Source organism: Actinomycetospora lemnae (assembly GCF_028737315.1).
Lineage (GTDB): Bacteria > Actinomycetota > Actinomycetes > Mycobacteriales > Pseudonocardiaceae > Actinomycetospora > Actinomycetospora lemnae.
In genome coordinates this window covers 236,992-261,207 of record NZ_JAQZAO010000002.1, presented here as the reverse complement: position 1 = coordinate 261,207, position 24,216 = coordinate 236,992, and the positions used below count along the sequence as shown (strand labels likewise).

General features: G+C 74.3%; 24 protein-coding genes. 14 read left to right on the top strand and 10 right to left on the bottom strand.

The window, feature by feature from the left end; translation table 11 throughout:
* Position 1: 1 nt before the first annotated feature.
* From PGB27_RS04935 to mptB, 3 genes are read right to left on the bottom strand one after another with little or no spacing between them, the layout of a single operon-like run.
* Entirely contained in the window at positions 2-715 is a 714-nt protein-coding gene (locus tag PGB27_RS04935) for an ABC transporter permease (protein WP_274199609.1), read from the bottom strand.
* Positions 716-768: 53 nt separating this feature from the next.
* Positions 769-1,698 carry an ABC transporter ATP-binding protein gene (locus PGB27_RS04930; RefSeq protein WP_274199235.1) on the bottom strand — a complete coding sequence of 310 codons (930 nt, stop codon included), beginning with the start codon at positions 1,696-1,698 and terminating at the stop codon, positions 769-771.
* A 10-nt stretch (positions 1,699-1,708) separates the two neighbouring features.
* On the bottom strand, positions 1,709-3,295 hold the full coding sequence (mptB, locus tag PGB27_RS04925; RefSeq protein WP_274199234.1) for a polyprenol phosphomannose-dependent alpha 1,6 mannosyltransferase MptB: 1,587 nt from the start codon (positions 3,293-3,295) through the stop codon (positions 1,709-1,711).
* Positions 3,296-3,439: 144 nt separating this feature from the next.
* On the opposite strand from mptB, the gene PGB27_RS04920 reads away from it, so the two are divergent.
* From PGB27_RS04920 to PGB27_RS04890, 7 genes are read left to right on the top strand one after another with little or no spacing between them, the layout of a single operon-like run.
* Entirely contained in the window at positions 3,440-4,195 is a 756-nt protein-coding gene (locus PGB27_RS04920) for a helix-turn-helix transcriptional regulator (protein WP_408630022.1), read from the top strand.
* Positions 4,192-5,640, top strand: a complete 1,449-nt coding sequence (sufB, locus tag PGB27_RS04915; RefSeq protein ID WP_274199232.1) for a Fe-S cluster assembly protein SufB — start codon at positions 4,192-4,194, stop codon at positions 5,638-5,640. Before PGB27_RS04920 ends, sufB begins: the two co-directional genes overlap by 4 nt.
* A complete protein-coding gene (gene sufD, locus PGB27_RS04910; protein WP_274199231.1) occupies positions 5,637-6,899 on the top strand; it encodes a Fe-S cluster assembly protein SufD in 1,263 nt (420 codons plus the stop codon). Before sufB ends, sufD begins: the two co-directional genes overlap by 4 nt.
* 36 nt (positions 6,900-6,935) lie before the next feature.
* The gene (gene sufC, locus PGB27_RS04905) at positions 6,936-7,706 is read left to right on the top strand and encodes a Fe-S cluster assembly ATPase SufC (RefSeq protein WP_274199230.1); all 771 of its coding nucleotides are present in this window, start codon (positions 6,936-6,938) and stop codon (positions 7,704-7,706) included.
* Entirely contained in the window at positions 7,703-9,016 is a 1,314-nt protein-coding gene (locus PGB27_RS04900) for a cysteine desulfurase (RefSeq protein WP_274199229.1), read from the top strand. Before sufC ends, PGB27_RS04900 begins: the two co-directional genes overlap by 4 nt.
* Positions 9,013-9,474: a Fe-S cluster assembly sulfur transfer protein SufU gene (sufU, locus tag PGB27_RS04895; protein ID WP_274199228.1), complete on the top strand. Its 462-nt coding sequence runs from the start codon at positions 9,013-9,015 to the stop codon at positions 9,472-9,474. Before PGB27_RS04900 ends, sufU begins: the two co-directional genes overlap by 4 nt.
* The gene (locus PGB27_RS04890) at positions 9,471-9,869 is read left to right on the top strand and encodes a metal-sulfur cluster assembly factor (protein ID WP_274199227.1); all 399 of its coding nucleotides are present in this window, start codon (positions 9,471-9,473) and stop codon (positions 9,867-9,869) included. Before sufU ends, PGB27_RS04890 begins: the two co-directional genes overlap by 4 nt.
* 147 nt (positions 9,870-10,016) lie before the next feature.
* Here PGB27_RS04890 and PGB27_RS04885 read toward each other — a convergent pair whose 3' ends face one another.
* From PGB27_RS04885 to PGB27_RS04865, 5 genes are all read right to left on the bottom strand, one after another.
* The gene (locus PGB27_RS04885) at positions 10,017-11,036 is read right to left on the bottom strand and encodes an adenylate/guanylate cyclase domain-containing protein (protein ID WP_274199226.1); all 1,020 of its coding nucleotides are present in this window, start codon (positions 11,034-11,036) and stop codon (positions 10,017-10,019) included.
* On the bottom strand, positions 11,033-11,479 hold the full coding sequence (locus tag PGB27_RS04880) for a universal stress protein (RefSeq protein WP_274199225.1): 447 nt from the start codon (positions 11,477-11,479) through the stop codon (positions 11,033-11,035). The genes PGB27_RS04885 and PGB27_RS04880 overlap by 4 nt, the downstream gene beginning before the upstream one ends.
* A gap of 68 nt (positions 11,480-11,547) precedes the next feature.
* Entirely contained in the window at positions 11,548-12,798 is a 1,251-nt protein-coding gene (locus PGB27_RS04875; protein WP_274199224.1) for a lycopene cyclase family protein, read from the bottom strand.
* Positions 12,795-13,196: a hypothetical protein gene (locus PGB27_RS04870; protein ID WP_274199223.1), complete on the bottom strand. Its 402-nt coding sequence runs from the start codon at positions 13,194-13,196 to the stop codon at positions 12,795-12,797. The genes PGB27_RS04875 and PGB27_RS04870 overlap by 4 nt, the downstream gene beginning before the upstream one ends.
* Before the next feature lie 55 nt (positions 13,197-13,251).
* Entirely contained in the window at positions 13,252-14,034 is a 783-nt protein-coding gene (locus tag PGB27_RS04865; RefSeq protein WP_274199222.1) for an SDR family oxidoreductase, read from the bottom strand.
* Between the two features lie 115 nt (positions 14,035-14,149).
* On the opposite strand from PGB27_RS04865, the gene PGB27_RS04860 reads away from it, so the two are divergent.
* The 7 genes from PGB27_RS04860 to egtD all read left to right on the top strand — a co-directional run bounded on the left by PGB27_RS04860 (position 14,150) and on the right by egtD (position 23,117).
* On the top strand, positions 14,150-15,790 hold the full coding sequence (locus PGB27_RS04860) for an ABC-F family ATP-binding cassette domain-containing protein (protein ID WP_274199221.1): 1,641 nt from the start codon (positions 14,150-14,152) through the stop codon (positions 15,788-15,790).
* Between the two features lie 175 nt (positions 15,791-15,965).
* On the top strand, positions 15,966-16,175 hold the full coding sequence (locus PGB27_RS04855) for a helix-turn-helix domain-containing protein (RefSeq protein WP_116707459.1): 210 nt from the start codon (positions 15,966-15,968) through the stop codon (positions 16,173-16,175).
* Between the two features lie 172 nt (positions 16,176-16,347).
* A complete protein-coding gene (locus tag PGB27_RS04850; protein ID WP_408630021.1) occupies positions 16,348-18,192 on the top strand; it encodes an ABC transporter ATP-binding protein in 1,845 nt (614 codons plus the stop codon).
* A gap of 166 nt (positions 18,193-18,358) precedes the next feature.
* Positions 18,359-19,819 (top strand): ergothioneine biosynthesis glutamate--cysteine ligase EgtA, encoded by a 1,461-nt coding sequence (egtA, locus tag PGB27_RS04845; protein WP_274199219.1) that lies wholly within the window; start codon positions 18,359-18,361, stop codon positions 19,817-19,819.
* A 77-nt stretch (positions 19,820-19,896) separates the two neighbouring features.
* A complete protein-coding gene (gene egtB / locus PGB27_RS04840) occupies positions 19,897-21,255 on the top strand; it encodes an ergothioneine biosynthesis protein EgtB (RefSeq protein WP_408630020.1) in 1,359 nt (452 codons plus the stop codon).
* Between the two features lie 5 nt (positions 21,256-21,260).
* On the top strand, positions 21,261-22,061 hold the full coding sequence (egtC, locus tag PGB27_RS04835) for an ergothioneine biosynthesis protein EgtC (RefSeq protein ID WP_274199218.1): 801 nt from the start codon (positions 21,261-21,263) through the stop codon (positions 22,059-22,061).
* 84 nt (positions 22,062-22,145) lie between these two features.
* Positions 22,146-23,117 carry an L-histidine N(alpha)-methyltransferase gene (gene egtD, locus PGB27_RS04830; RefSeq protein WP_274199217.1) on the top strand — a complete coding sequence of 324 codons (972 nt, stop codon included), beginning with the start codon at positions 22,146-22,148 and terminating at the stop codon, positions 23,115-23,117.
* A 13-nt stretch (positions 23,118-23,130) separates the two neighbouring features.
* On the opposite strand, the gene PGB27_RS04825 is transcribed toward egtD, so the two are convergent.
* Both PGB27_RS04825 and PGB27_RS04820 read right to left on the bottom strand, forming a co-directional pair.
* Positions 23,131-23,625: a cupin domain-containing protein gene (locus PGB27_RS04825; protein ID WP_274199216.1), complete on the bottom strand. Its 495-nt coding sequence runs from the start codon at positions 23,623-23,625 to the stop codon at positions 23,131-23,133.
* Between the two features lie 40 nt (positions 23,626-23,665).
* Positions 23,666-24,202, bottom strand: a complete 537-nt coding sequence (locus PGB27_RS04820; protein WP_274199215.1) for a DUF1772 domain-containing protein — start codon at positions 24,200-24,202, stop codon at positions 23,666-23,668.
* Positions 24,203-24,216: the final 14 nt, after the last annotated feature.

The window sequence follows — 24,216 nt, the reverse complement described above, 5'->3', positions numbered from 1 at the left end:
CTCAGGACCAGCGCACGGTCCGGACGGCGATGCCGCCGGCGACGACGGTCCAGGCGAGCAGGACGACGACGTGCACGGTCGACGGGGTGCCGCCGACCAGGGCCGTGCGCAGCCCCTCGGCGAGCGCCCCGGACGGCAGCAGCTGCACGACGGTCGCGAGCGGACCGGGCAGGGCGGCGGCCGGGACGAGGACCCCGCCGGCGAAGAGCAGCACGAACCACACGATGTTGGCGACGGCGAGGACCAGTTCCGCGCGGAGGCTGCCACCGAGCAGGACGCCGACCGCGCCGAAGGCCGCCGTGCCGAGCACGACGAGCAGCACGACCCACCCCGGCGAGCCCGCGCCCGGCCGCCAGCCGAGCGCGACGGCGACCGCCGCGAGCACGACGACCTGCACGAGCACCACGGCCGCCATCCCGCCGAGGCGCCCGAGCACGATGAGCCAGCGCGGCACCGCCGTCGCGGCGAGGCGGCGCAGCACCCCGTAGCGCCGGTCGAAGCCCAGCGAGATCGCCTGGCTCGTGAAGGCCGTCGACATGATGGCGAGTGCGAGGACCGTGCCCAGCGCCGACGTCGCCCGCGGCTCGGGCAGCGGGACGACGCGCAGCAGCGTGAGCCCGACGAGCAGGGCGAGCGGGATGACGAGGGTGAGCAGCACCTGCTCGCCCTGGCGCAGCGCGAGCTTGGTCTCGAGCAGCACCTGCGTGGCGAGCATGCGGCCCAGGGACCCGCGCCCGGGTGCCGGGGTGAAGGTGCCCGCCTCGAAGGTCACGACCGCAGCTCCCGCCCCGTGAGCTCCAGGAACACGTCCTCGAGGCTCCGGCGGGCGACCCTCAGGTCGTCGGCGAGCACGCCCTGGCGCGCACACCACGACGTCACCGCCGAGAGCACCTGCGGGTCGATCGAGCCCTCCACGAGGTAGCTGCCCGGCGTCGGCTCGGAGACCGTGCACCCCTCGGGCAGGGCGTCCGCCAGCAGGCGCAGGTCCATCCCGGCCGCGGCGCGGAAGCGCAGCTCGCGGTCGGCGCCGGCGGCGGTGAGGTCGTCGGGCGAGCCCTCGGCCACGGTGCGCCCGTGGTCGATGATCACGATGTGGTCGGCGAGGGTCTCGGCCTCCTGCATGAGGTGCGTGGTCAGCAGGACGGCGACGCCGTCGGCGCGCAGCGCCCGCACCAGGTCCCACACGAGCCGCCGGCCCTGCGGGTCGAGGCTCGCGGTCGGCTCGTCGAGGAACACGAGCTCGGGGCGCCCGACGACCGCGCAGGCCAGGGCGAGGCGCTGCTGCTGGCCGACCGAGAGCCGCTTGTAGGGCGTGCGGGCGCAGGACGCGAGGCCGAGGGTCTCGACGAGCCAGTCGGGGTCGAGCGGGCGCGCCGAGCACGTCGCGACGAGCCCGACCATCTCCCGCACGCGCACCCCGGGGTACGCGCCGCCGCCCTGGGGCATGACGCCCAGGCGGGCGCGCAGGGCGTCCGGCGCGCCGGCGGGGTCGGTGCCGAGCACCCGGACCTCGCCCGCGTCGCGCCCGCGCAGGCCCTCGCACACCTCGACCGTCGTGGTCTTGCCCGCGCCGTTGGGCCCGAGCAGGGCGAGCACCTGGCCCGGCGCGAGGTCGAGGTCGAGCCCGTCGACCGCCGCGCGTCCCTGGTAGCGCACGACGAGGTCGCGCACCTCCAGCGCGCGCACGGCTCCCGACACGCTCGACAGCCTAGGTGGCCGGTGCATCGGGTCGAGCTCCGCTCCGCTCCGTCTCCGGAGTCCGCGGCACGCGCCCGCGCACCGCGGCCAGCGGCACCAGGGCGAGCAGCGCGGCCGCGGTGATGGCCATGGGCAGCTGGTAGGTGCGGAACGAGAAGTCCGCGCCCGTCGGCGGCACGAGCAGGGCGACGATCGCGCAGACCGCGACGGCGAACCCGCGGATCTTCGGGTCCCGCACCGACGCGGCGAGCGGGACGACGGCCCACAGCAGGTACCAGGGATGCAGCACGGGTCCGGCGAGGAACACCGCGCCGAAGCCGTAGCCCATGCCGGCGACGGCGTGCAGGCGCCCGTTGAGCACCATGAACACCAGCAGCACGCACACCAGGGCGGCGACGCCGAGACCGGCCGCGCGCGTGAGGTCGAGGACGGCCTCGGTGTGGTCGCCGAGGCCGAGCAGCCCGCCGAGCCAGCCGCCGAGCACCCCGAGGTCGGTGGTGACCGAGAGCCAGCTGCGCAGGAGGTTCGGCACGGCGAGGGCCTGGATCCACCCGAAGCCCAGCCCGCTGCCCACCGACACCGCGGCGACCGTGCCGAGCCCGAGCACCGAGACCCCCGCGCCGTAGCGCACCAGGCGCGCGAAGCCCCCGCCGCGCTCGTGCGCCACGTGCGCGGCGAGGAACCCCAGGGCCACGACCGCCGGGATCTTCCCGGAGGCGCCGAGCCCGATGAGCAGCGCACCCAGCACCCACGAGCGCCGCATGCCGATCTCCATGCCGGCGAGGACGACGCCCAGCATGATCGCGTCGTTGTGGATGCCGCTGACCAGGTGGAACAGCACCAGCGGGCTGATCGCGAGCCACAGCGCCGCGATCGGCTCGACGCCCGCCCGCCGTGCGAGGTGCGGCACCGCCCAGATGACGAGGCCGAGCGCGGCGAGCGCGAGGACCCGGTGCAGGTAGATCCCGAGCACGATGTCGTCGCCGGCGATCCCGGTGATGAGGCGCCCGAACGTCAGGAATCCGGGCCCGTACGGCGACGGCGTGGTGCGCCAGATCGTCGGGATGCTCGCGACCAGCGGGTCCGAGAGCCCGAGCGCCTGCGCCGCGCCGTAGATGTAGGGGTCGAAGCCGCGCGAGACGACCTCGGCCTGCGACAGGTAGCCGTAGACGTCGGTGGAGAACAGCGGCGGCGCCACGGCCAGCGGCGCCATCCACATGACGAGGATGCGGGTGAGCTGGCGCACCGAGAGCCGCACGCGCGCCGGCCACGCGAGCCGCCCGAGCCACAGCCAGGCGAGCACGAGCATGCCCATGCCGAGGTAGGCGAGCGTCAGCGACACCGTCGGCATGCGGCCCCACAGGCCGAGCACCCGCGTGCCGAGCAGCGGGTTGTACGCCGGCGCGGGCGTCGCCCCGCAGCCCAGCGCGCCGACCGCCATGAGCAGCGAGCCGGTGGTCCCGAACCGCCGCACGGTGCGCAGCCGGCGCCGCTCGTCGGGCGTCGGCGGGGGCGGCGTGGCGCCCGGAGGCGTCACGGCGGGGGCGTCTCCGGGCACGTCGGCAGGCGCCTGCAGGGCCTGCGCAGCGCCGGTCACGGAACGGGACGATACCGAGCGCAGTGACGAGCCCCGCCCGCCCTACCGCCCGCCCTACCCGGACGGTGGGCGCAGGTGAGGTGACCCTGGGTGAGCGCGATCACCGGCCCGATCCGGGGGGTCCGCTTTGCCGGGCGCCGACAAATACGCAAGACTGGTGTTGTCAAAAGGAAGGCGAGCCTTGGTCATCGCGAGGAGGTGGGGACCATGAGCGGTGTCGACGGCCACGACGGCCGGACCCGGGACCTCATCGTCCGCCGGCTGCTCGAGCACGGTCCGACCACGGCGATGGACCTCGCCGGCGAGTTCGGGCTCTCGGGCGCGGCGGTGCGTCGCCACCTCGACGCGCTGGTCGCCGACGGCACCGTGGTCACCCGGGACGCCCCCCGCGCCTCGGGCCGGGGCCGCGGCCGCCCGGCGCGCCAGCACCTGCTCACCGAGCAGGGCCGCCGGCGCGCGGGACGCGGCGAGGCCGACGTCGCCGAGCTCGCCGTCGCCGCCCTGCGCGAGCTCGCGGGGGTGGCGGGGGAGGACGCCGTGCGCGCGTTCGCCCGCCGGCGCATCCTCGGTCTCCTCGCCGAGCACCGCGAGGGTGTCGAGGCGCAGGACGACCGTGCGGCCCGGGTCGAGGCCCTGGCCGGCGCGCTGTCCCGCGAGGGCTACGCGGCGTCGTCGCGGCCCAGCAGCGGCACCGGCGCGCAGCTCTGCCAGCACCACTGCCCGGTGGCCGGCGTGGCCGCCGAGTTCCCGCAGCTCTGCGAGGCGGAGACCGAGGTCTTCGCCGAGCTCCTGGGCACCCACGTCCAGCGGCTGTCCACCATCGCGCGGGGCGACGCCGCGTGCACCACCCACGTTCCCCAGCCGACCACCACCGACGTCAAGGGAAGGCAGGTCGTATGACCACCTCCGCGGAGCGGACCACCGCCCCGGCGCCCGAGCTCACCCAGGAGGAGACCCTCGCGGCGCTCGGGACCTATCAGTTCGGGTGGCACGACAGCGACGTCGCCGGGGCGAGCGCGCAGCGCGGCCTGAACGAGGCGGTCGTGCGTGACATCTCGCAGAAGAAGGACGAGCCGGACTGGATGCTCCAGCTTCGGCTCAAGGCGCTGAACACGTTCGACAAGAAGCCGATGCCGCAGTGGGGCTCGGACCTCTCGGGCATCGACTTCGACAACATCAAGTACTTCGTCCGGTCGACGGAGAAGCAGGCGGCGACCTGGGACGACCTGCCCGCCGACATCAAGAACACCTACGACAAGCTGGGCATCCCCGAGGCCGAGAAGGCCCGCCTGGTGTCCGGCGTCGCGGCGCAGTACGAGTCCGAGGTCGTGTACCACCAGATCCGCGAGGACCTGGAGGAGCAGGGTGTCATCTTCATGGACACCGACACCGGGCTGCGCGAGCACCCGGAGCTGTTCGAGGAGTACTTCGGCTCGGTCATCCCGGCCGGCGACAACAAGTTCTCCGCGCTGAACTCGGCGGTGTGGTCCGGCGGCTCGTTCATCTACGTGCCCAAGGGCGTCCACGTGGACATCCCGCTGCAGGCCTACTTCCGGATCAACACCGAGAACATGGGCCAGTTCGAGCGGACGCTGATCATCGTCGACGAGGACGCCTACGTCCACTACGTCGAGGGCTGCACCGCGCCGATCTACTCGTCCGACTCGCTGCACTCCGCGGTCGTCGAGATCGTCGTGAAGAAGGGCGGCCGCTGCCGCTACACGACCATCCAGAACTGGTCGAACAACGTCTACAACCTGGTCACCAAGCGCGCCAAGGCCGAAGAGGGCGCGACGATGGAGTGGGTCGACGGCAACATCGGCTCCAAGGTGACCATGAAGTACCCGGCCGTCTGGCTGACCGGGCCGCACGCCAAGGGCGAGGTGCTCTCGGTGGCGTTCTCCGGCGAGGGCCAGCACCAGGACGCGGGCGCCAAGATGGTGCACCTCGCGCCGCACACGTCGTCGACGATCATCTCGAAGTCGGTGGCCCGCGGCGGCGGTCGCACCAGCTACCGCGGCCTCGTGCGCGTCAACAAGGGCGCGCACCACTCGCGGTCGACGGTGAAGTGCGACGCGCTGCTGGTCGACACGATCAGCCGCTCGGACACCTACCCCTACGTCGACGTCCGCGAGGACGACGTGACGATGGGCCACGAGGCGACGGTCTCGAAGGTCAGCGAGGACCAGCTCTTCTACCTGATGTCCCGCGGCCTCACCGAGGACGAGGCCATGGCGATGATCGTGCGCGGGTTCGTCGAGCCCATCGCGCGCGAGCTGCCCATGGAGTACGCGCTCGAGCTCAACCGCCTGATCGAGCTGCAGATGGAGGGCGCTGTCGGATGACCGACGCACCTGTCGCTTCCACCGGGGGCGGTTCGACGACCGCCCCCGGGTCCCCGGTCCTCGACGTGGACCCGGGCATCAAGACCGCGTCGTCGCCGAAGCTCGCGCCGTGGGAGGAGCGCCACACGTCCTACGACGTGGAGGCGTTCGAGGTCCCGCGCGGGCGCGAGGAGCAGTGGCGGTTCACGCCGCTGCGGCGCCTGCGCGGCCTGCACGACGGCTCGGCGAGCGCCGACGGCGCCGTCTCGGTGTCGGTCCAGGCCGGCTTCGGCGACAGCGCGTCGGACCTCGCGGGGTCCGGCACGCGGCTCGAGACGGTCGGGCGCGACGACGCCCGCCTCGGCGACGGCGGCATCCCCGCCGACCGCGTGGCGGCGCAGGCGTGGTCGTCGTTCGACCAGGCCCACGTCGTGGTGGTGAACGAGGCGCGCTCGGACGACGAGCCGCTGACCGTCACGGTCACCGGGCCGGGCGAGGGCAAGGTGGCGTTCGCGCACCTGCAGCTGCGCCTCGAGCACCACGCCGAGGCCGTGGTCGTGCTCGACCACCGCGGCTCGGGCACGGTCGCCGCCAACACCGAGTTCGTCGTCGCCGACGGCGCGAAGCTCGAGGTCGTCGAGGTGCACGACTGGGCCGACGACGCCGTGTACGTCGGCGCCCAGCACCTCTCGGTCGGCCGCGACGCCACGATCCGGCACAGCTCGGTGACCCTCGGCGGCGACCTCGTGCGCCTGTCCCCGGTCATCAACTACCGGGCCCCCGGCGGCGACGTCGAGCTCGACGGCCTGTACTTCGCCGACGGCGGCCAGCACTTCGAGCAGCGCCTGCTCGTCGACCACTCGGTGGCCCACTGCCGCTCGCGCGTGATGTACAAGGGCGCGCTGCAGGGTGCGGACGGCGGAACGGCCGCCCACACGGTCTGGATCGGCGACGTGCTGATCCGCAAGGCCGCCGAGGGCACCGACACCTACGAGCTCAACCGCAACCTGCTGCTCACCGACAACGCCCGCGCCGACTCGGTGCCGAACCTCGAGATCGAGACGGGCGAGATCGTCGGCGCCGGCCACGCCAGCGCGACGGGACGATTCGACGACGAGCAGTTGTTCTACCTGATGGCGCGCGGCATCCCCGAGGCGCAGGCGCGCCGGCTCGTGGTGCGCGGCTTCTTCGGCGAGGTCATCGCCAAGGTCCGCGTCCCCGCGCTGCGCGACCGTCTCGAGGCGGCCATCGAGGCCGAGCTCGAAGCGATCAACACCTGAGCACCCACCACACGTACCCGTAGTGAAAGAGGCCTGATGTCCACCCTCGAGATCCGCGACCTGCACGTCGAGGTCGAGACCGAGTCCGGTCCCAAGGAGATCCTGCGCGGCGTCGACCTGACGGTGAGCTCCAACGAGACCCACGCGATCATGGGTCCGAACGGCTCCGGCAAGTCCACGCTCGCGTACTCCATCGCGGGCCACCCGAAGTACCAGGTCACGAAGGGCCAGGTGCTCCTGGACGGCGAGGACGTGCTGGCCATGGAGGTCGACGAGCGCGCCCGCGCCGGGCTGTTCCTCGCCATGCAGTACCCCGTCGAGGTGCCCGGCGTCTCGATGTCGAACTTCCTGCGCTCCGCGGCCACCGCGACCCGCGGCGAGGCGCCGAAGGTGCGGCACTGGGTCAAGGAGGTCAAGGGCGCGATGTCCGACCTCGAGATCGACCCGGCGTTCGCCGAGCGCAGCGTCAACGAGGGCTTCTCCGGTGGCGAGAAGAAGCGCCACGAGGTGCTGCAGATGGCGCTGCTCAAGCCGAAGTTCGCCGTCCTCGACGAGACCGACTCGGGTCTCGACGTCGACGCGCTGCGCGTCGTGAGCAAGGGCGTCAACGACTACAAGGCCGCCTCCGACGTCGGCGTCCTGCTGATCACGCACTACACGCGGATCCTGCGCTACATCGCGCCGGACAAGGTCCACGTGTTCGTCAACGGCCGGGTCGCCGAGTCCGGTGGACCCGAGCTCGCCGACGAGCTCGAGGAGAACGGCTACGAGCGCTTCATCGGCGCGAAGGAGGAGCAGCCGGCATGACCGCCATCGCACCCACTGACGCGGGTGCGACCCTGGATGTCGCGAAGATCCGCGAGGACTTCCCCATCCTGAGCCGCACCGTTCGGGACGGGAAGCCGCTGGTCTACCTCGACTCGGGCGCGACGTCCCAGCGGCCCCGCCAGGTGCTCGACGCGGAGCGGGCGTTCCTCGAGACGTCCAACGCCGCCGTGCACCGCGGGGCCCACGCGCTGGCCGAGGAGGCCACGGACGCCTACGAGTCCGCGCGCGAGCGGATCGCGGCGTTCGTCGGCGCGGACATCCACGAGGTGGTGTTCACCAAGAACGCGACCGAGGGGATCAACCTCGTCGCCTACGGCATGAGCAACGCCTCGGTCGGCGACGGCGTCGACCCGGCCGCCGAGCGCTTCCGTCTCGGGCCGGGCGACGAGGTCGTCACCACCGAGATGGAGCACCACGCGAACCTCGTGCCGTGGCAGGAGCTCTGCCGGCGCACCGGGGCGACGCTGCGGTGGTTCTCGGTGACGCCCGACGGGCGCCTCGACCTCGACTCGGACGAGGCGCGCTCGGTGATCAACGAGCGGACCAAGGTCGTCGCGTTCACCCACCAGTCCAACGTGCTGGGCACCGTCCCGCCGGTGGAGGAGCTGGTGCGGCGGGCGCGCGCCGTCGGTGCGTACACGGTGCTCGACGCCTGCCAGTCGGTGCCGCACGCCCCGGTCGACCTGCACGCGCTCGGCGTCGACTTCGCCGCGTTCTCGGGGCACAAGATGCTCGGGCCGTCGGGCATCGGCGTGCTCTACGGGCGCGCCGAGCTGCTCGAGGCGCTGCCGCCGTTCCTCACCGGCGGCTCGATGATCGAGATGGTCCGCATGGAGGGGGCGACCTACGCGCCGCCGCCCGCGCGGTTCGAGGCCGGCGTGCCGATGACGTCGCAGGCCATCGGCCTCGGCGCGGCCGTCGACTACCTCTCGGCCATCGGCATGGACGCGGTCAAGGCGCACGAGAACGAGCTGACCGACGCCGCGCTGCTCAAGCTGCAGGACCTGCCGGGCGTCGCGATCGTCGGCCCGCGCACCACCGAGGCCCGCGGCGGCGCGGTCGCGTTCACGATCGAGGGCCTGCACCCGCACGACGCCTCGCAGGTGCTCGACGACTCGGGCATCGCGGTCCGCGTCGGCCACCACTGCGCGTGGCCGCTGCACCGGGCCTTCGGCGTGCAGGCGTCGATCCGCGCGAGCTTCCACGTGTACAACACGATGGAGGAGGTCGACGCGCTCGTGGCCGGTGTGCGTCGGGCCCAGGAGTTCTTCGGGGTGGTGCCACAGTGAAGCTCGACTCGATGTACCAGGAGATCATCCTGGACCACTACCGCAACCCGCACGGGCGCGGGCTGCGCGACCCCTTCGAGGCCGAGGTCCACCACGTCAACCCGACCTGCGGCGACGAGGTGACCGTACGCGTGCACCTCACCGGCGGCGAGGGGCTCGACGCCAAGGTCGAGGACCTGTCGTACGACGCGCTCGGCTGCTCGATCAGCCAGGCGGCGACCTCGGTGGCCCACGACCTGCTCGTCGGCCACACCGTCGGGGAGGCCTTCGAGACGCTCGAGGCCTACCAGACGATGGTGCAGGGTCGCGGCAAGGTGGAGCCCGACGAGGACGTGCTCGACGACGCCGTGGCGTTCGCCGGCGTCGCGGCCTACCCGGCGCGCGTGAAGTGCGCGCTGCTCGGCTGGCTGGCGTTCAAGGACGCCGTGGCCCAGGCTCAAGCTGGAGGTACCTCATGAGCGACGACACCGTCACGCGCGGCGCGGCCGGGATGCCCGAGGCCCCGGCCGCCACCGCCGACCTGCCCTCGGTCGACGACCTCGAGGAGGCGATGCGCGACGTCGTCGACCCCGAGCTGGGGATCAACGTGGTCGACCTGGGCCTGCTCTACGGCATCGACGTCCACGGCGAGGAGTCCGGCGCCGTCGTCACCCTCGACATGACCCTGACCTCGGCGGCCTGCCCGCTGACCGACGTCATCGAGGACCAGGCCCGCGCCGCCCTCACCCAGGGCCCGGGCGGGGGGCTGGCCAAGGACGTGCGGATCAACTGGGTCTGGATGCCGCCGTGGGGCCCGGACAAGATCACCGACGACGGCCGCGAGCAGCTCCGCGCGCTCGGCTTCACCGTCTGAGCGGACCGCCGCGCGCCGGCAGGACCGAACGAACGGCGCTCTCGCTGCGATGGCAGCGAGAGCGCCGTTCGTGCGTGCGGGGCGGGCGAGCCTCGGTGATCAACGGGGACTTCGCGCGCGTAGAAGCAGCGAACAGGACGTTCGCTGCTACCCCCGCCGCTCCCGGATCACGTGCGGGCGCAGGTGGCGGTAGCCGCGCACCGAGAGCTGGGGCACCGCGCGGATGTCGAGGTCCAGGTCGGTGGCGCGCAGGGCCTCGGTGAGGTCCTCGTCGACGAGCACCGTGCCCGGGCGGGCCTCGGACGTCAGGCGGCTGGCGATGTTCACGACCGGCCCGTAGACGTCGCCGTAGCGGGGGAGCACCTCGCCGAGCGCGAGGCCGACGCGCAGGGTCGGGCGGCCCTCCTCGTCGGGCACCTCGTCGTGGAGCCGGAACGCGATGTCGACGGCGTCCTCGACGCGCTCGGCCACGAAGAGGATCTCGTCGCCGAGGGTCTTGACGATCCGCCCGTGCCGGCGCGCCACGACCTCGGTGCACACGGTCTCGAAGCGCTCGAGCAGCGCGCGCAGCTCGACCTCGTCGATCTTCCGGCTCAGGCTCGTGAACCCGACGATGTCGGCGAAGCCCACGACGACGCGGTTCTCCGACGACCCGTCCTCGGGCGGGTGCGCGAGCGTCGCCAGCATCCGGCCCGCGGTGACGGCGAGGTGGCGGCGCCAGACGTAGGACTGGAGCTCCTCCAGCGTCGGGACCAGCGCCTCGACGGCCTCGACGATCGCGTCCGGGTCGTCGGCCTTCCCGGCGGCGGCGATCGTGCGGCGCACGAGCGTCGCCTGCCACTCCGCGAGGCGTCCCAGACCCTGGCCGAGGGCGCGCGCGACGGCGAGCTCCTCGGCCTCGTCGAAGGTGTCCTCCTCGAGGAGGCGCCCCGACAGCTCGAGCGCGTCGACGTCCGCCTCGGCGAACCCGCGGACGTCGTCGGCGGTGGCCGGGAAGCCGAGCGCGCTCCACAGCCGCGCGGTGTGCTCCGGGGTGAACCCGGTGCGCTGCTGCACCTCGCCGCGGGTCATGGTCCGGGGCCCGCGCAGGAGCAGATCCTCGATCCGCTCCTGCGCCCGCGCCCACCGCTCGCTGTCGGTGGAGGCGGGGTCCGGACCGGCCGTCACGTGGTGTGGACGATGAGGACGTCGCTGCCGGCGCGGCGGGAGATGCCCTGCGGGACCGAGCCGAGCAGCCGGCCCGCGAGGCTGTTGAGGCCCCGGTTGCCGACGACCACCAGGTCGGCCTTGCGGTCGGCGACGACCTCGACCACGCGGTCGATCGGGTCGCCCTCCACCGCGACGGTGTCGATCTCCACCGGGCCCTTGGCGGCGGCGCGCTCCCGGGCGTCGCGCAGCGTCTCCTCGGCGGGCGTCGAGCCGACGACGTGGAACGCCGCGTCCTCGCCGAGCGCCTGCTCGGCCTCGCCGGTCGACTTCGCCGGCTTGTAGGCGCAGATGATCAGCAGCAGCGCCTTCGCGTCGGCCGCGATCGTCGCCGCCCGGTCGACCGCGCGGTACGACGACTCCGAGCCGTCCGTCCCGACGGCCACGGTCTGGTAGGCACCCATGGCGGAAGTCCCCTTCTCGTCGGTGGCGGGTCACGAACCCGTCACGATGCCGGTTCGCGAGCGTACCGTTACTGCTCCGTTCGGACGCTGCGGGCCCCGAGGAGCGTTCCCCTGATCAGGTGGACGCGCAGCCGCGGTGTCAGCCGTCCGAACAACGACGACATGGCCGCCACCGATGCGGTGACGTCCTCCCGCGCGTCGAGGTATGCCCGGCGGTGCGCCGGCGGCAGCGTGAAGAACCGCTCGAAGAACGCGGGCACCTCCGCCGGCGGCATCGCCAGCAGCGTCTCGAGCCCGCGGCGACGCAGGGCGTGCACGGTGAGCGCGCCGGGGGAGCGGATCACCCGACGGGCCGCGCGAGCGACCCCGACCGGCTCGGTGCCACCGCGCAGCGCGTCGGCGAGCACCGTGGCCAGGCGCGGGGCGAGGCGCAGCGACGTCGCCAGGCTGAAGCCCGACGCCGGGTGCACGAGCGGGTCGGCGGCGCCGATGGCGACCACGCCCGACGGCGAGCGGTGTCGCGGCGAGTCGACGGGGAAGCGCACCTTCTCGACGTCGGCGGGTGCGTCGGGGATCTCGGCCTCGGCGAGGCCCGCGGCGCGCAGCCGGGCCCGCAGCCGCGCGCGCAGCTCGGGCATCGGCAGCCCGGGGCGGCGGGCGAGCGAGGTCTCCTCGAGCAGCACGCGCTCGTCGTCGAGGGGGATCGCGTAGAGGAACGTCGGCCAGCCCGGGCGCCCGTGGGCGGGACGCCAGTCCATGAACAGCAACCGGTCGCCGCTGACGCGCGCCGCGACCTCGCGCGGCACGACGACGCCGAACGCGGTCTGCTCGGCGCGCGGCGGCCCGGCGTCGAGCTCGCGGGCGGTGCCGCGGCGGCCCAGGGCCTGCCGGGCGCCCGTGGCGTCGACGACGACGCGGGCGGTGACGCTCGTGCCGTCGTCGAGCAGGACCGCGGGGTGCCGGCCCGGCCCGGCGGGCACCGCGCCGACGCCCCGGCCGCGCCGCACCGCCACCGCCGGGTCGGTGAGGTGCGCCTGGAGCGCGGCGGTGTCGAGCACGACGTACTCGTCGTCGAGCTCGTGGGTGCGCTGCGCGATCGCCACCCCCCGGCCGCGGGCGGCGACGACCTCACCGGGCAGGTCGTCGGGCAGCTCGTGGGACCAGGCGCCGTAGGTGTGGGTCCACGGACGGTGGGGCTTGGGGTCGACGATCAGGGTGCGCAGGTCGCGCGCCGCGCAGGCGCGCGCCAGCGACCGGCCGGCGGGACCGGCCCCGGCCACGACCACGTCGGCGACCGGCACGGCCGCGCCGGGGCTCACCGCTCGCGGTCCCGCTCCGACTCGGCCCGGGTCATCTCCTCGAGCGCGGCCCGGTCGGCCTTGGCGCGCGCGTTCCAGCGCCGCATCTCCGGCGGGTAGCCGGTGACCGTGACGTCGTGGCACGCGACCTTCACCGAGCGCGCGAGCTTCTCGGCGGCCCGGGGCGTGCCGACGCGACGGCGGGTCCACTCGCCGTCGAAGGCCACCGCGACGACCGTCGTGTCGGTGGCCGTGGTCTCGGGCTCGACGTAGAACGCGACGCCCTCGCGGCTCCGGGCGAAGGCCCGGAGGTGCTCGAGATCGGCGCCCGTCGCCTCGCGGTCGAGCACCTGGCGCTGCCCCCCGGCACCGGCACCGCTCCCACCGCCGCCGCGGCGCCACCTGCTGAAGAGCCCCATGGAGACCACCTCCCGATCACCACCCATTCTGCCCGCACGTGGTTGTGGTGGCCGTTTACGTGCTCCCGGTCGCGAGGAGGCCGCCGTCGACGCGCACGGTCTCACCGGTGATCCACGCGGCGGCGTCGGAGACGAGGAACCCGACGAGGGCGGCGACGTCGCCCGTGGTGCCGAGGCGCCGCATGGGGTAGCGGGCCGCGATCTCCTCCTCCTGGCCCGACCACAGCGCCTCGGCCATCCGGGTCTTCACCAGCGCGGGCGCGACGGCGTTGACGCGGATCGCGGGCCCGAGCTCCCAGGCCAGCTCCTCGGTGAGCCGGATCAGCGCCGCCTTCGACGCCCCGTACGCGCCGATGACGCCGCTGGAGCGGAAGCCGCCGACCGAGGCCATGTTGACCACCGCGCCCCCGTGCTCGCCCATCCACGCCCGGTGGGCCTCCTGCACGAAGCCCAGGGCGGCGACGACGTTGACGTCGAAGATCTTCGCGACCGCGCCGAGGTCGGCCTCCATGAGCGGGCCGTACTGCGGGTTGGTGGCGGCGTTGTTGACCAGCACGTCCAGCGACCCGAAGCGCTCGACGGCGGCGTCGACCGCGCGCGCCCGGGCCGCCGCGTCGCCCGAGTTGCCCGCGACGGCGAGGACCCGCTCCGGAGCGCCGAGATCGGCCAGCGACGTCACGGCCTCGTCGAGCTGACCCTGCTTGCGGGCGGTCAGGGTCACCGACGCGCCGCGGTCGAGCAGGTGGCGCGCGACGCCGAGGCCGATGCCCCGGCTGGCGCCGGTGATCAGCGCGGAGCGGCCGGCGAGATCCTGCGCGGGGGGAGTGGCCTCGGTCATGCGCGCACCCTAGAGCCGAATCCGGGTGCGGGGGCCGCCTACACTGGGAGGGTCAGCGTGGCGCTGTGCTCCCGGTCGGCGCCCGCACCGATCCCCGTCCTCGAGGACCTCCCCGTTGATCACCGCGACCGATCTCGAGCTGCGCGCCGGCTCCCGCGTCCTGCTCGCGGGGGCGACGCTGCGCGTCCAGCCGGGCGACCGGATCGGGCTGGTCGGGCGCAACGGCGCGGGCAAGACGACGACGCTGCGGTCCCTGGCCGGTGTCGGTGAGCCGTACGGCGGCGTGATCCGTGCGACGGGCCCGGTCGGCTACCTGCCCCAGGACCCGCGCGAGGGCGACCTCACCGTCCTCGCGCGCGACCGGGTGCTCTCCGCGCGCGGTCTCGACGAGCTGCTGCGCGAGATGGAGAAGACCCAGACCGCGATGGCGGAGCTGGCCGACGACGCGGCGCGTGACAGGGCCATCGCGAAGTACGGGCGCCTCGAGGAGCGCTTCGCCGACCTCGGCGGCTACGCCGCGGAGAGCGAGGCCGGCCGCATCTGCTCGAACCTCGGCCTGCCCGGCCGGGTGCTGGGCCAGCCGCTGCGCACGCTCTCGGGCGGGCAGCGCCGCCGCGTGGAGCTCGCGCGCATCCTCTTCGCGGCCAGCGGCGACGGCGCCGGGTCGAAGGCGGCAGGCAACGCCGGCACCACGCTGCTGCTCGACGAGCCCACCAACCACCTCGACGCCGACTCCATCGGCTGGCTGCGGTCGTTCCTGACCGCGCACGAGGGCGGGCTGGTGGTCATCAGCCACGACACCGAGCTCATCGGTGACGTGGTGAACAAGGTGTGGTTCCTCGACGCCACGCGCGGCGAGCTCGACGCCTACAACATGGGCTGGGCGAAGTACCAGCAGGCGCGCGCCGACGACGAGGCCCGGCGACGCCGCGAGCGCGCCAACGCCGAGAAGAAGGCGGGCGCGCTGCAGGCCCAGGCCGCGAAGATGGGCGCGAAGGCGACGAAGGCGGTCGCGGCCAAGCAGATGGCGCGCCGCGCGCAGGCCATGCTCGACGGGCTGGACTCCGAGCGTGTGGACGACAAGGTCGCCCACATCCGGTTCCCGTCGCCGGCCCCGTGCGGGCGCGTGCCGATGACGGCCGAGGGCCTGTCGAAGACCTACGGCTCGCTCGAGGTGTTCACCGGCGTGGACCTCGCGGTCGACCGCGGGTCCCGCGTGGTCATCCTCGGGCTCAACGGCGCGGGCAAGACGACGCTGCTGCGGATCCTCGCCGGCGCCGAGACCCCCGACACCGGCGAGGTGCTGGCGGGCCACGGCCTGCGCACCGGCTACTTCGCGCAGGAGCACGACACGCTCGACATGGACCGCTCGGTGTGGGAGAACGCGCGCAGCGCCGCCCCGGACACCCCCGAGCAGCAGCTGCGCACACTGCTCGGCGCGTTCATGTTCAGCGGCGAGCAGCTCGAGCAGCCCGCCGGCACGCTGTCGGGCGGCGAGCGCACCCGCCTCGCGCTGGCGGGGCTCGTCTCGTCGGCGGCCAACGTGCTGCTGCTCGACGAGCCCACCAACAACCTCGACCCGGCCAGCCGCGAGAAGGTGCTCGACGCCCTGCGGCGCTTCGAGGGTGCGGTCGTGCTCGTCACCCACGACCCCGGGGCGGTCGAGGCGCTGGAGCCGGAACGCGTGATCCTGCTGCCGGACGGCACCGAGGACCATTTCTCCGCCGAGCACCTGGAACTGGTCGAGCTGGCCTGACCGGCGCGCTGTGCAGGGAGTTCGTGCAGGTCCCGAAGGATCCGACGAACGGACGTCGATCACGCCGATCGGCCGAACCGCTTACCGATCACGACAATTGTGCCGTGGCGCACACCCCGCTCGCCGATCATCATGGTTCGACCGGACCTGCGGTCGGACGAGGGGTGAGATCGAGATGGCCGATCTGAAGAAGGGTGCTCGGATCACCGGCACCCAGCGCGACAAGCTCGCCACGGATCTGAAGAAGAAGTACGAGAAGGGTGCGAGCATCCGCTCCCTGGCCGAGTCCACCGGCCGCTCGTACGGATTCGTGCACCGCGTGCTCTCCGAGTCCGGGGTCACGCTGCGCGGGCGCGGTGGCGCCACGCGCACGAAGAAGAAGTAGCGCACCCGGCTCGTCCCGGGGTACCCGCACGCCGGGAGGACCCGGCGGACCACCACCCGCCGGCCCCGCGTCGCGTCCCTCCGCTTGACCTCGACCTTGGTCGAGGTCGCACGCTCGCGGGGTACTCGGTCCTCACGAGCGACGGGAGCCGGCGTTGGACGCCTGGTCGTTGATGATGTCCGCCGCCCGGGCGGATCAGGTGCCCCGGTCGGTGCCGAAGGGGACGCTGCCGCGGATCTGGCGCTTCGCCGCGCGCCACCACCGGATGCTCGCGGTCTTCCTGCTGCTGGCCACGGCCTCGGCGGTGATCGGCGTGGCCACGCCCGTGCTCGCGGGGCGGGTCGTCACGGCGATCACCGGCCGGTCGGCGCCGTCGGTGGTGATCACGCTGGCGCTCGTCATCGCGGGCCTCGCCGTGGTCGACGCCGGGCTGACGCTGTTCGAGCGGTGGCTGTCGTCGCGGATCGGCGAGGGGCTGATCTACGACCTGCGGCTCGCGGTGTTCGGCCACGTCCAGCGCATGCCGCTGGCGTTCTTCACGCGCACGCGCACCGGGTCGCTGGTCAGCCGGCTGAACAACGACGTCATCGGGGCGCAGCGCGCGTTCACCTCGACGCTCTCGGGCCTCGTCACCAACGTCATCCAGTTGGTGCTCGCGGTGGTCGTCATGCTGGCTCTCGCGTGGCAGGTGACGCTGCTGGCGCTCGTCCTGCTGCCGGTCTTCCTGCTGCCCGCCCGGCGGATGGGCCGGCGTATCGCCGCGCTGCAGCGCGAGTCGGCGGACCTCAACGCCGCGATGACCGGGCAGATGACCGAGCGCTTCTCCGCCGGCGGCGCGACGCTGGTGAAGCTCTTCGGACGCCCGGAGGCGGAGGCCGCCGATTTCGGCGAGCGGGCCGACCGGGTCCGGGACGTCGGGGTGCGCACGGCGATGGTCAGCCGCGTCTTCCTCACCTGCCTGACCCTCGTCGCCGCCCTCGCCCAGGCCCTCGTCTACGGCCTCGGCGGCTGGCTCGCGGTCACCGGCCAGCTCGACGCCGGCACCGTCGTGAGCCTCGCGCTGCTGCTCACGCGCCTCTACGCGCCGCTGACGGCGCTCTCGACCGCCCGCGTCGACGTCATGAGCGCGCTGGTGAGCTTCGAGCGCGTCTTCGAGGTCCTCGACCTGCAGCCCGCGCTCACCGAGCCCGAGCGCCCGACGCCCCTGCCCGCGGGCCCGCTCGCGGTCGCCGCGCGCGGGGTGCGGTTCACCTACCCGTCGGCCTCGTCGGTGTCGCTGGCCTCGCTGGAGGAGGTCACCCGGCTCGACGACCGGCGGGGCCACGAGGTCCTGCACGGCGTCGACCTGGAGGTGGGGCCGGGGGAGATGCTCGCGCTGGTCGGGCCGTCGGGGGCGGGGAAGTCGACGATCGCCTCGCTCCTGCCGCGCCTGTACGACGTCGACGAGGGGCAGATCACGATCGGCGGGGTGGACGTGCGCGATCTGTCCTTCGCCGACCTGCGGGGCGCCGTGGGTGTCGTCACGCAGGACGGGCACCTCTTCCACGACACGGTGCGCGCCAACCTGCGCTACGCCGCCCCGGACGCGACCGACGAGGAGCTGCGCGCGGCGATGGTCCGCGCTCGCCTCGGGGAGCTGCTCGACGAGCTGCCGGCCGGGCTCGACACGGTGGTGGGGGAGCGGGGCCACCGGCTCTCCGGCGGCGAGCGCCAGCGCCTCACGATCGCGCGCCTGCTGCTGGCGTCGCCGCGGGTGGTGATCCTCGACGAGGCCACCGCCCACCTGGACTCGGAGTCCGAGCAGGCGGTGCAGGAGGCGCTGACCGAGGCCCTGGTCGGGCGCACCTCGGTGGTCATCGCCCACCGCCTGTCGACCGTCCGCGCGGCGGACACGATCGCCGTCGTGGAGCACGGGCGCGTCGTCGAGCAGGGCACGCACACCACGCTGCTGGAGCGCGGTGGGCGGTACGCGGACCTCTACCACACCCAGTTCGCCCCGCCCCGCGCGGCGGCCTGAACGGCCCTCGCGCGGGGCCGGGGAGTGACCTTCGCATCCGGGACAACCCGTTCCCGGACCCCTGCGAGGGCCCTGACCCGCGTGTAGCGTCGTCCCGGTCCGTGTGCGTCCACCAGTCGGCGCCGGCGGTGATCGTCGGTGCCGGCCGGTCCAACAAGGAGGCCCCGTGCCGGCTCGGACATCCTCCGTACACCCCACCGGCGGCCACGGCGCGCCGGGAGGTTTCGCGACGACCCGACACCGCGTCGCGATCGACCCGAACGGCCCGGTCCCCGACCGGGCGGCGGCCGAGGCGTACGTGGCGTCGGTGTGCTTCAAGCACGGGCCGCCGCGCCTCGTCGGCACCGAGCTCGAATGGCTCGTCCGCCACGACGACGACCCCACCCGCCCCGTCGACCCCGACCGCCTGGCCCGGGCCCTCGGACCCCACGCCCCGGCCACGCTCTCGCCCCACCCGCCGTCGAACGGCTCCGGCCCCGCCCCGCTCCCCGCGGGCGGTGTGATCACCGTCGAGCCCGGTGGGCAGGTCGAGATCGCCAGCCCGCCGCTGCCCGGGCTCGGCGCCCTCGTCCGCGCCGTGCGCGCCGACCACGCCGCGCTGCGCGGGCTCCTCGCCACCGAGCGCCTCACCACCGTCCCCCGCGCCGGCGACGCGCTGCGCCCGCCCCGCCGGGTGCTGCAGGTCCCGCGCTACGCGGCGATGGAGGCCACCTTCGACCGCATCGGCCCGCACGGGCGCACGATGATGTGCTCGACGACCGCGGTCCAGGTGTGCGTCGACGCGGGTGAGGGCGAGGAGGTCGCCCGCCGCTGGGCGGCGCTGCACGAGCTCGGGCCCGTGCTGCTCGCCGCGTTCGCGAACTCCCCGGCGGTGCACGGGCGCCGCACCGGCTGGAAGTCGTCGCGCTGGGCGGCCTGGATGGCCCTCGACCCCGAGCGCACCGGCCCGCCCCGCGTCCTCGGCCCCGACCCGGCCGCCGAGTACGCACGGCGCGCCGTGGACACCCGGCTGCTGTGCGTCCGCCGCGAGGACGGGGACGGCGACTCGTGGGCGGCGCCGGACGCGACGTTCGCGCAGTGGGTCGACGGCGCGCTCGCGCCGCCGCCGACCCGCGCCGACCTCGACTACCACCTGACGACGCTCTTCCCCCCGGTGCGGCCCCAGGGGCACCTCGAGGTCCGGTACCTCGACCAGCAGGCCGGCGACGAGTGGGTCGTGCCGCTGGTCGTCGTGGCCGCGCTGATGCACGACCCGGACACGGTGGCCCGCGCTCGCGCCGCGGCCGAGCCCGCGGTGGGCCGGTGGGCGGCCGCCGCGCGCCACGGCCTCGCCGACCGCGTGCTGCGCCGCGCCGCCGGTGACGTCTTCGAGCAGGCCCACCGCACCCTCGCCGGTCCCGCGTTCGCCGACCTGCCCCCCGACGTGCGCGAGCTCGTCGACCGCGTCATCACCGAGCGCGTGCTGCGCGGCCGTTCCCCGGCCGACGAGCCGCTCGACCCCGCCGAGACCTTCCTCCCGCCCGACCCCGTCCCGGTGATCCCGGACGAGCTCGACGACCAGATCGCCCCGGACCGCCCCGACACCCCCGAGGGCGTCCGATCCCTCCAGCGAGGTGAGCGCCCGTGACCGCCACGGATCCCGCACCCGGCCGCACCGACACCGCCGACACCGCCGACACCGCCGACACCGCCGACACCGCCGCCCTGCGCCGCCGGCTGGCCGCCGAGCTGGCCGCGGCCCGCGCGCGCACGCGCGCGCTCACCCACGACGTCTTCGACCCCGACGACCCCGACATGACGCGCCAGCACTCCCCGCTGATGTCGCCGTTCCACTGGGACGTCGCGCACATCGCGAACATGGAGGACTTCTGGCTGGTGCGCCGGGGCGCTCCCGACACCGAGATCACCGAGGGCGTGCGGGAGGACGTCGACGGGCTCTACGACGCCTTCACCAACCCCCGGGCCGGCCGCACGCAGCTCCCGCTGCTCGATCCCGCCGAGGCGCGGGTCTACGGCGACCGCGTGCGCGAGCGGGCGCTCGAGCACCTCGAGGCCGGGAGGTTCGACGAGCGCCGCACGCTCGCCGGCGGCTTCCTGTTCTCCATGATCGTGCAGCACGAGCAGCAGCACGTGGAGACGATGCTCGCCACCCACCAGCTGCGCGCCGGGGCGCCGGTGCTGCACGCCGACCCGCCCCCGCCGTCGGTGGTGCCGGGTCTCGCGGGCACCGAGGTGTTCCACCCGGGGGCGACCTTCCTGATGGGCACCGGGGACGCGCAGCGGGCAGGGGAGCACGCCGATGGGGGAGCTGGACCATCGAGCTCCGACGAGCCGGCGGCGCTGGACAACGAGAAGCCCGCGCACCCCGTGACGGTCGCGGACTTCTGGCTCGACGCCGCGCCGGTGACCAACGCCGAGTACGCCCGGTTCGTCGACGCCGGCGGCTACGACGACCGGCGGTGGTGGTCGGAGGCCGGCTGGGAGCACATCCGTGCCGAGGGCTGGACCGCGCCGATGACGTGGGAGAAGGACGACGGGCGCTGGTACCGGACCTCGTTCGGGGTGCGCGAGGAGATCCCGGCCGACCAGCCCGTGCTGCACGTCAGCTTCCACGAGGCCGCGGCGTACGCGGCGTGGGCGGGCAAGCGCCTGCCCACCGAGGCCGAGTGGGAGCTCGCCGCGCGCTACGACCACGCCACCGGCACCACCCGCCGCTTCCCGTGGGGCGACGAGGACCCGACCCCCGAGCGCGCGAACCTCGACCAGCGCCACCTGCAGCCCGCGCCTGTGGGTGCCTACCCGGCCGGCGCCTCCCCGCTGGGCGTGCACCAGCTGATCGGGGACGTGTGGGAGTGGTGCGACTCGGGGTTCGAGGGCTACCCGGGCTTCGAGCCGTTCCCGTACAAGGAGTACTCCGAGGTCTTCTTCGGCGGCGACTTCCGCATGCTGCGCGGCTCGTCGTTCGGCGTCGGGACCCCCAACGCGCGCGCGACCTTCCGCAACTGGGACCTGCCGATCCGCCGGCAGATCTTCTCGGGCTTCCGCTGCGCCCGGGACGCCTGACCGACGTGTGCCGCCACCTGGCCCACGTGGGCCCGACGCCGGTGACGCTCGCGTCGCTGCTGACCGAGCCGTCCCACGCGCTGCTCGTCCAGAGCTACGCCCCCGCCGACATGCGCGGCGGCGGCACCGTCAACGCCGACGGGTTCGGCGTCGGCTGGTACGTGAGCGATCTTCCGAGCCATGGCTCGAAAGATCGCTCACGAGGACCGGCGCTCTACCGGCGCGACGACCCGATGTGGACCGACGCGTCGTTCCTCGACCTCGCGCGGGCCGTGGAGACCACCGCACTGGTGGCCGCGGTGCGCTCGGCGACGGTCGGCATGCCGGTGTCCACCGCCGCCTGCGCGCCCTTCCGGGACTCCGCGGACGGCGGGCGGCTGTTCAGCCACAACGGCGTCGTGCGCGGCTGGCCCCACAGCATGGCCGACCTCGCCGGCACGCTGGCGCCGGTCGACCTGCTGACCCTCGACGCCGCCACCGACTCCGCCCTGCTCTGGGCGCTGGTCCGCGCGCGGCTGGCGGCCGGCAAGGACCCCGCCGACGCGCTGGCCGGCGTCGTCGCCGACACCCTCGCCGCCGCGCCGGGTTCCCGGCTGAACCTGCTGCTCGGCGACGGCGAGCAGATCGTCGCGACGGCCGTCGACCACGCCCTGTCCTACCGCGTCCGTCCCGACGGCGCGGTGACGGTGGCCTCCGAGCCCCTGGACGACGACGCCGCCTGGGTGCCGGTGCCCGACGGCTCGCTGCTCGTCGCCCGGGCCGGTGCGCCGCACGTCCCGCCCGCCGTGACCGTCACGGCCCTGTAGCCGCGCTCTCCCGTTCCCGACGCCGTGAACGCCGGCGCGCCCGACCGCGGGCGCGCCCCGACCCCAGGACGTGACCCGACACCGATGAGCCTGCCCGCGCTCGACGTACACCTCACCGCCGCCGACGCCGACGCCGCCCTCCGCGCCGACGCCCGGCGGGGCCTGACCTCGACCCCGAAGGTGCTCAGCCCGCAGTGGCTCTACGACGCGCGGGGGAGCGAGCTGTTCGAGCAGATCACCGCGCTGCGGGAGTACTACCCCTTCACGGCCGAGCGTGAGGCCCTCGCCGAGCACGCCGACACCATCGCCCGCGCCGCGGCGGCGGACACCCTCGTCGAGCTGGGATCGGGGTCGTCGTCGAAGACGCCGATGCTGCTCGACGCCCTCGACCGCGCCGGCACCCTCCGCCGCTACGTGCCGGTGGACGTGTCGCCGTCGGCGCTCGAGGAGGCGGTGCCGGGGCTGATCGAGGCCTATCCGGGGCTCGACGTGCACGGGGTCGTCGCCGACTTCACCAGCGACCTGCGCAGCATCCCCCGCGACGGGCGGCGGCTCGTGGCGCTGCTCGGCGGGACGCTCGGCAACTTCGAGCCCGGGGACCGCCAGGCCTTCCTCGCCGCCCTCGCCGACGAGCTCGACCCGGGGGAGGCGTTCCTCCTCGGGACCGACCTCGTCAAGGACGAGGCGACGCTCGTGGCCGCCTACGACGACGCCGAGGGCGTGACCGCGGCGTTCGACCTCAACGTGCTCGCCGTGCTCAACCGCGTGCTGGGCGCCGACTTCGACCCGGACGGCTTCGAGCACCTCGCCGTCTGGGTGCCGCAGGCCAGCCGCATCGAGATGCGCCTGCGGGCCCGGCGCGCGATGCACGTGCGGGTGCCGGAGCTGGACCTCGAGATCGACTTCGCGGCGGGCGAGGAGATGCGCACCGAGATCTCGACGAAGTTCACGCGCGAGGGGATCCGCGCGGAGCTGGACGCCGCGGGGTTCGCCCACGACGGGTGGTTCACCGACCCGCAGGGCCGGTTCGCGCTGTCCCTCGCTGTGCGTCGCTGAGGACGGGCCCGCGTCAGCCGCGGTGCAGCCGGGCGAGGAGCCGCCAGACCGGCCGCTGCACCGCCTCGGGCACCCCGGCGAGGGCGAACGGGAGCCCGTGCCGGACGTTGATGGCCGCGAGCTCCCGCACCGGCGGCACGCGGCCCGCCCGGGCCAGGGCGCGGAACTGCTCCTCGAGCGGCCCGGCGGGCTCCTCGGTCGCGCGGATGCGGGCGGGCTCGTCGAAGGGGTTGGCGAAGGCGTGCACCACCGTCGGGGGGACCACCGCGGTCTCCCCGACGCGCAGCACGCGGGTCTCCCGCCCGACCGTCACGCGCAGCCGTCCCTCGAGCACCGTGAACGTCTCGGTCTGCGCCCGGTGCCGGTGCCGCGGCGGACCCGCGAGTCCGGGCGGGAGCAGGCCCTCGATCTCGAGGACGCCGTCCGCGTCACGGCCCGACCGCAGGATCGTGACGGTCTCGCCGGTGGGCAGGTGGAGCACGCGGGCGTCCTCGGGGTGCTCGGTCATCGCGGCACCTCCGGGCCGGGTCGCGGGACGGCGTCGGGCCTCATCGTGCGGTCTCGAGGGGCGGCCCGGCCACCGGGCGCGGCGCGGTGGTCGACCGGAGGCGACGCCACAGGGCGACGAACGCCAGCGCGGCGGTGACGGCGCTGCCCACCAGGCGCACCCGGTGCCCCGCCACGAACTCCGCCGCGACCTCCCGCAGGTAGGCGGGGGAGTGCATGCCGATCGGGTCGACGAACATGATCGTGTTGCGCGGCCAGAAGAACGCGGCGGAGAAGAGGAACTCGCACGTGACGAACACGGCAGCCGCGCCGACGACCCACCACCGCAGACGCCGGTCCCGCCAGGTGAGCACGCTCGCGGCGAGCAGGGTCAGCACCGTCGCCGCGCCGAGCGGCGGGTAGTAGTCGCCCGGGCCGGCGACGACGAGGAACGCGCGGGCGCGTTCCAGCGACGCGGGCGGGTCGTCGAAGATGTTCGGGTAGAGGATCACGGTCTCGGCGGCGATCCCGCCGAACGCGGTCATCGTCGTCCAGACCATCGCGGCGAGCACGACGGTGGTGAGCGTGGCGCGGGACATGCGGAGCCTCCTCG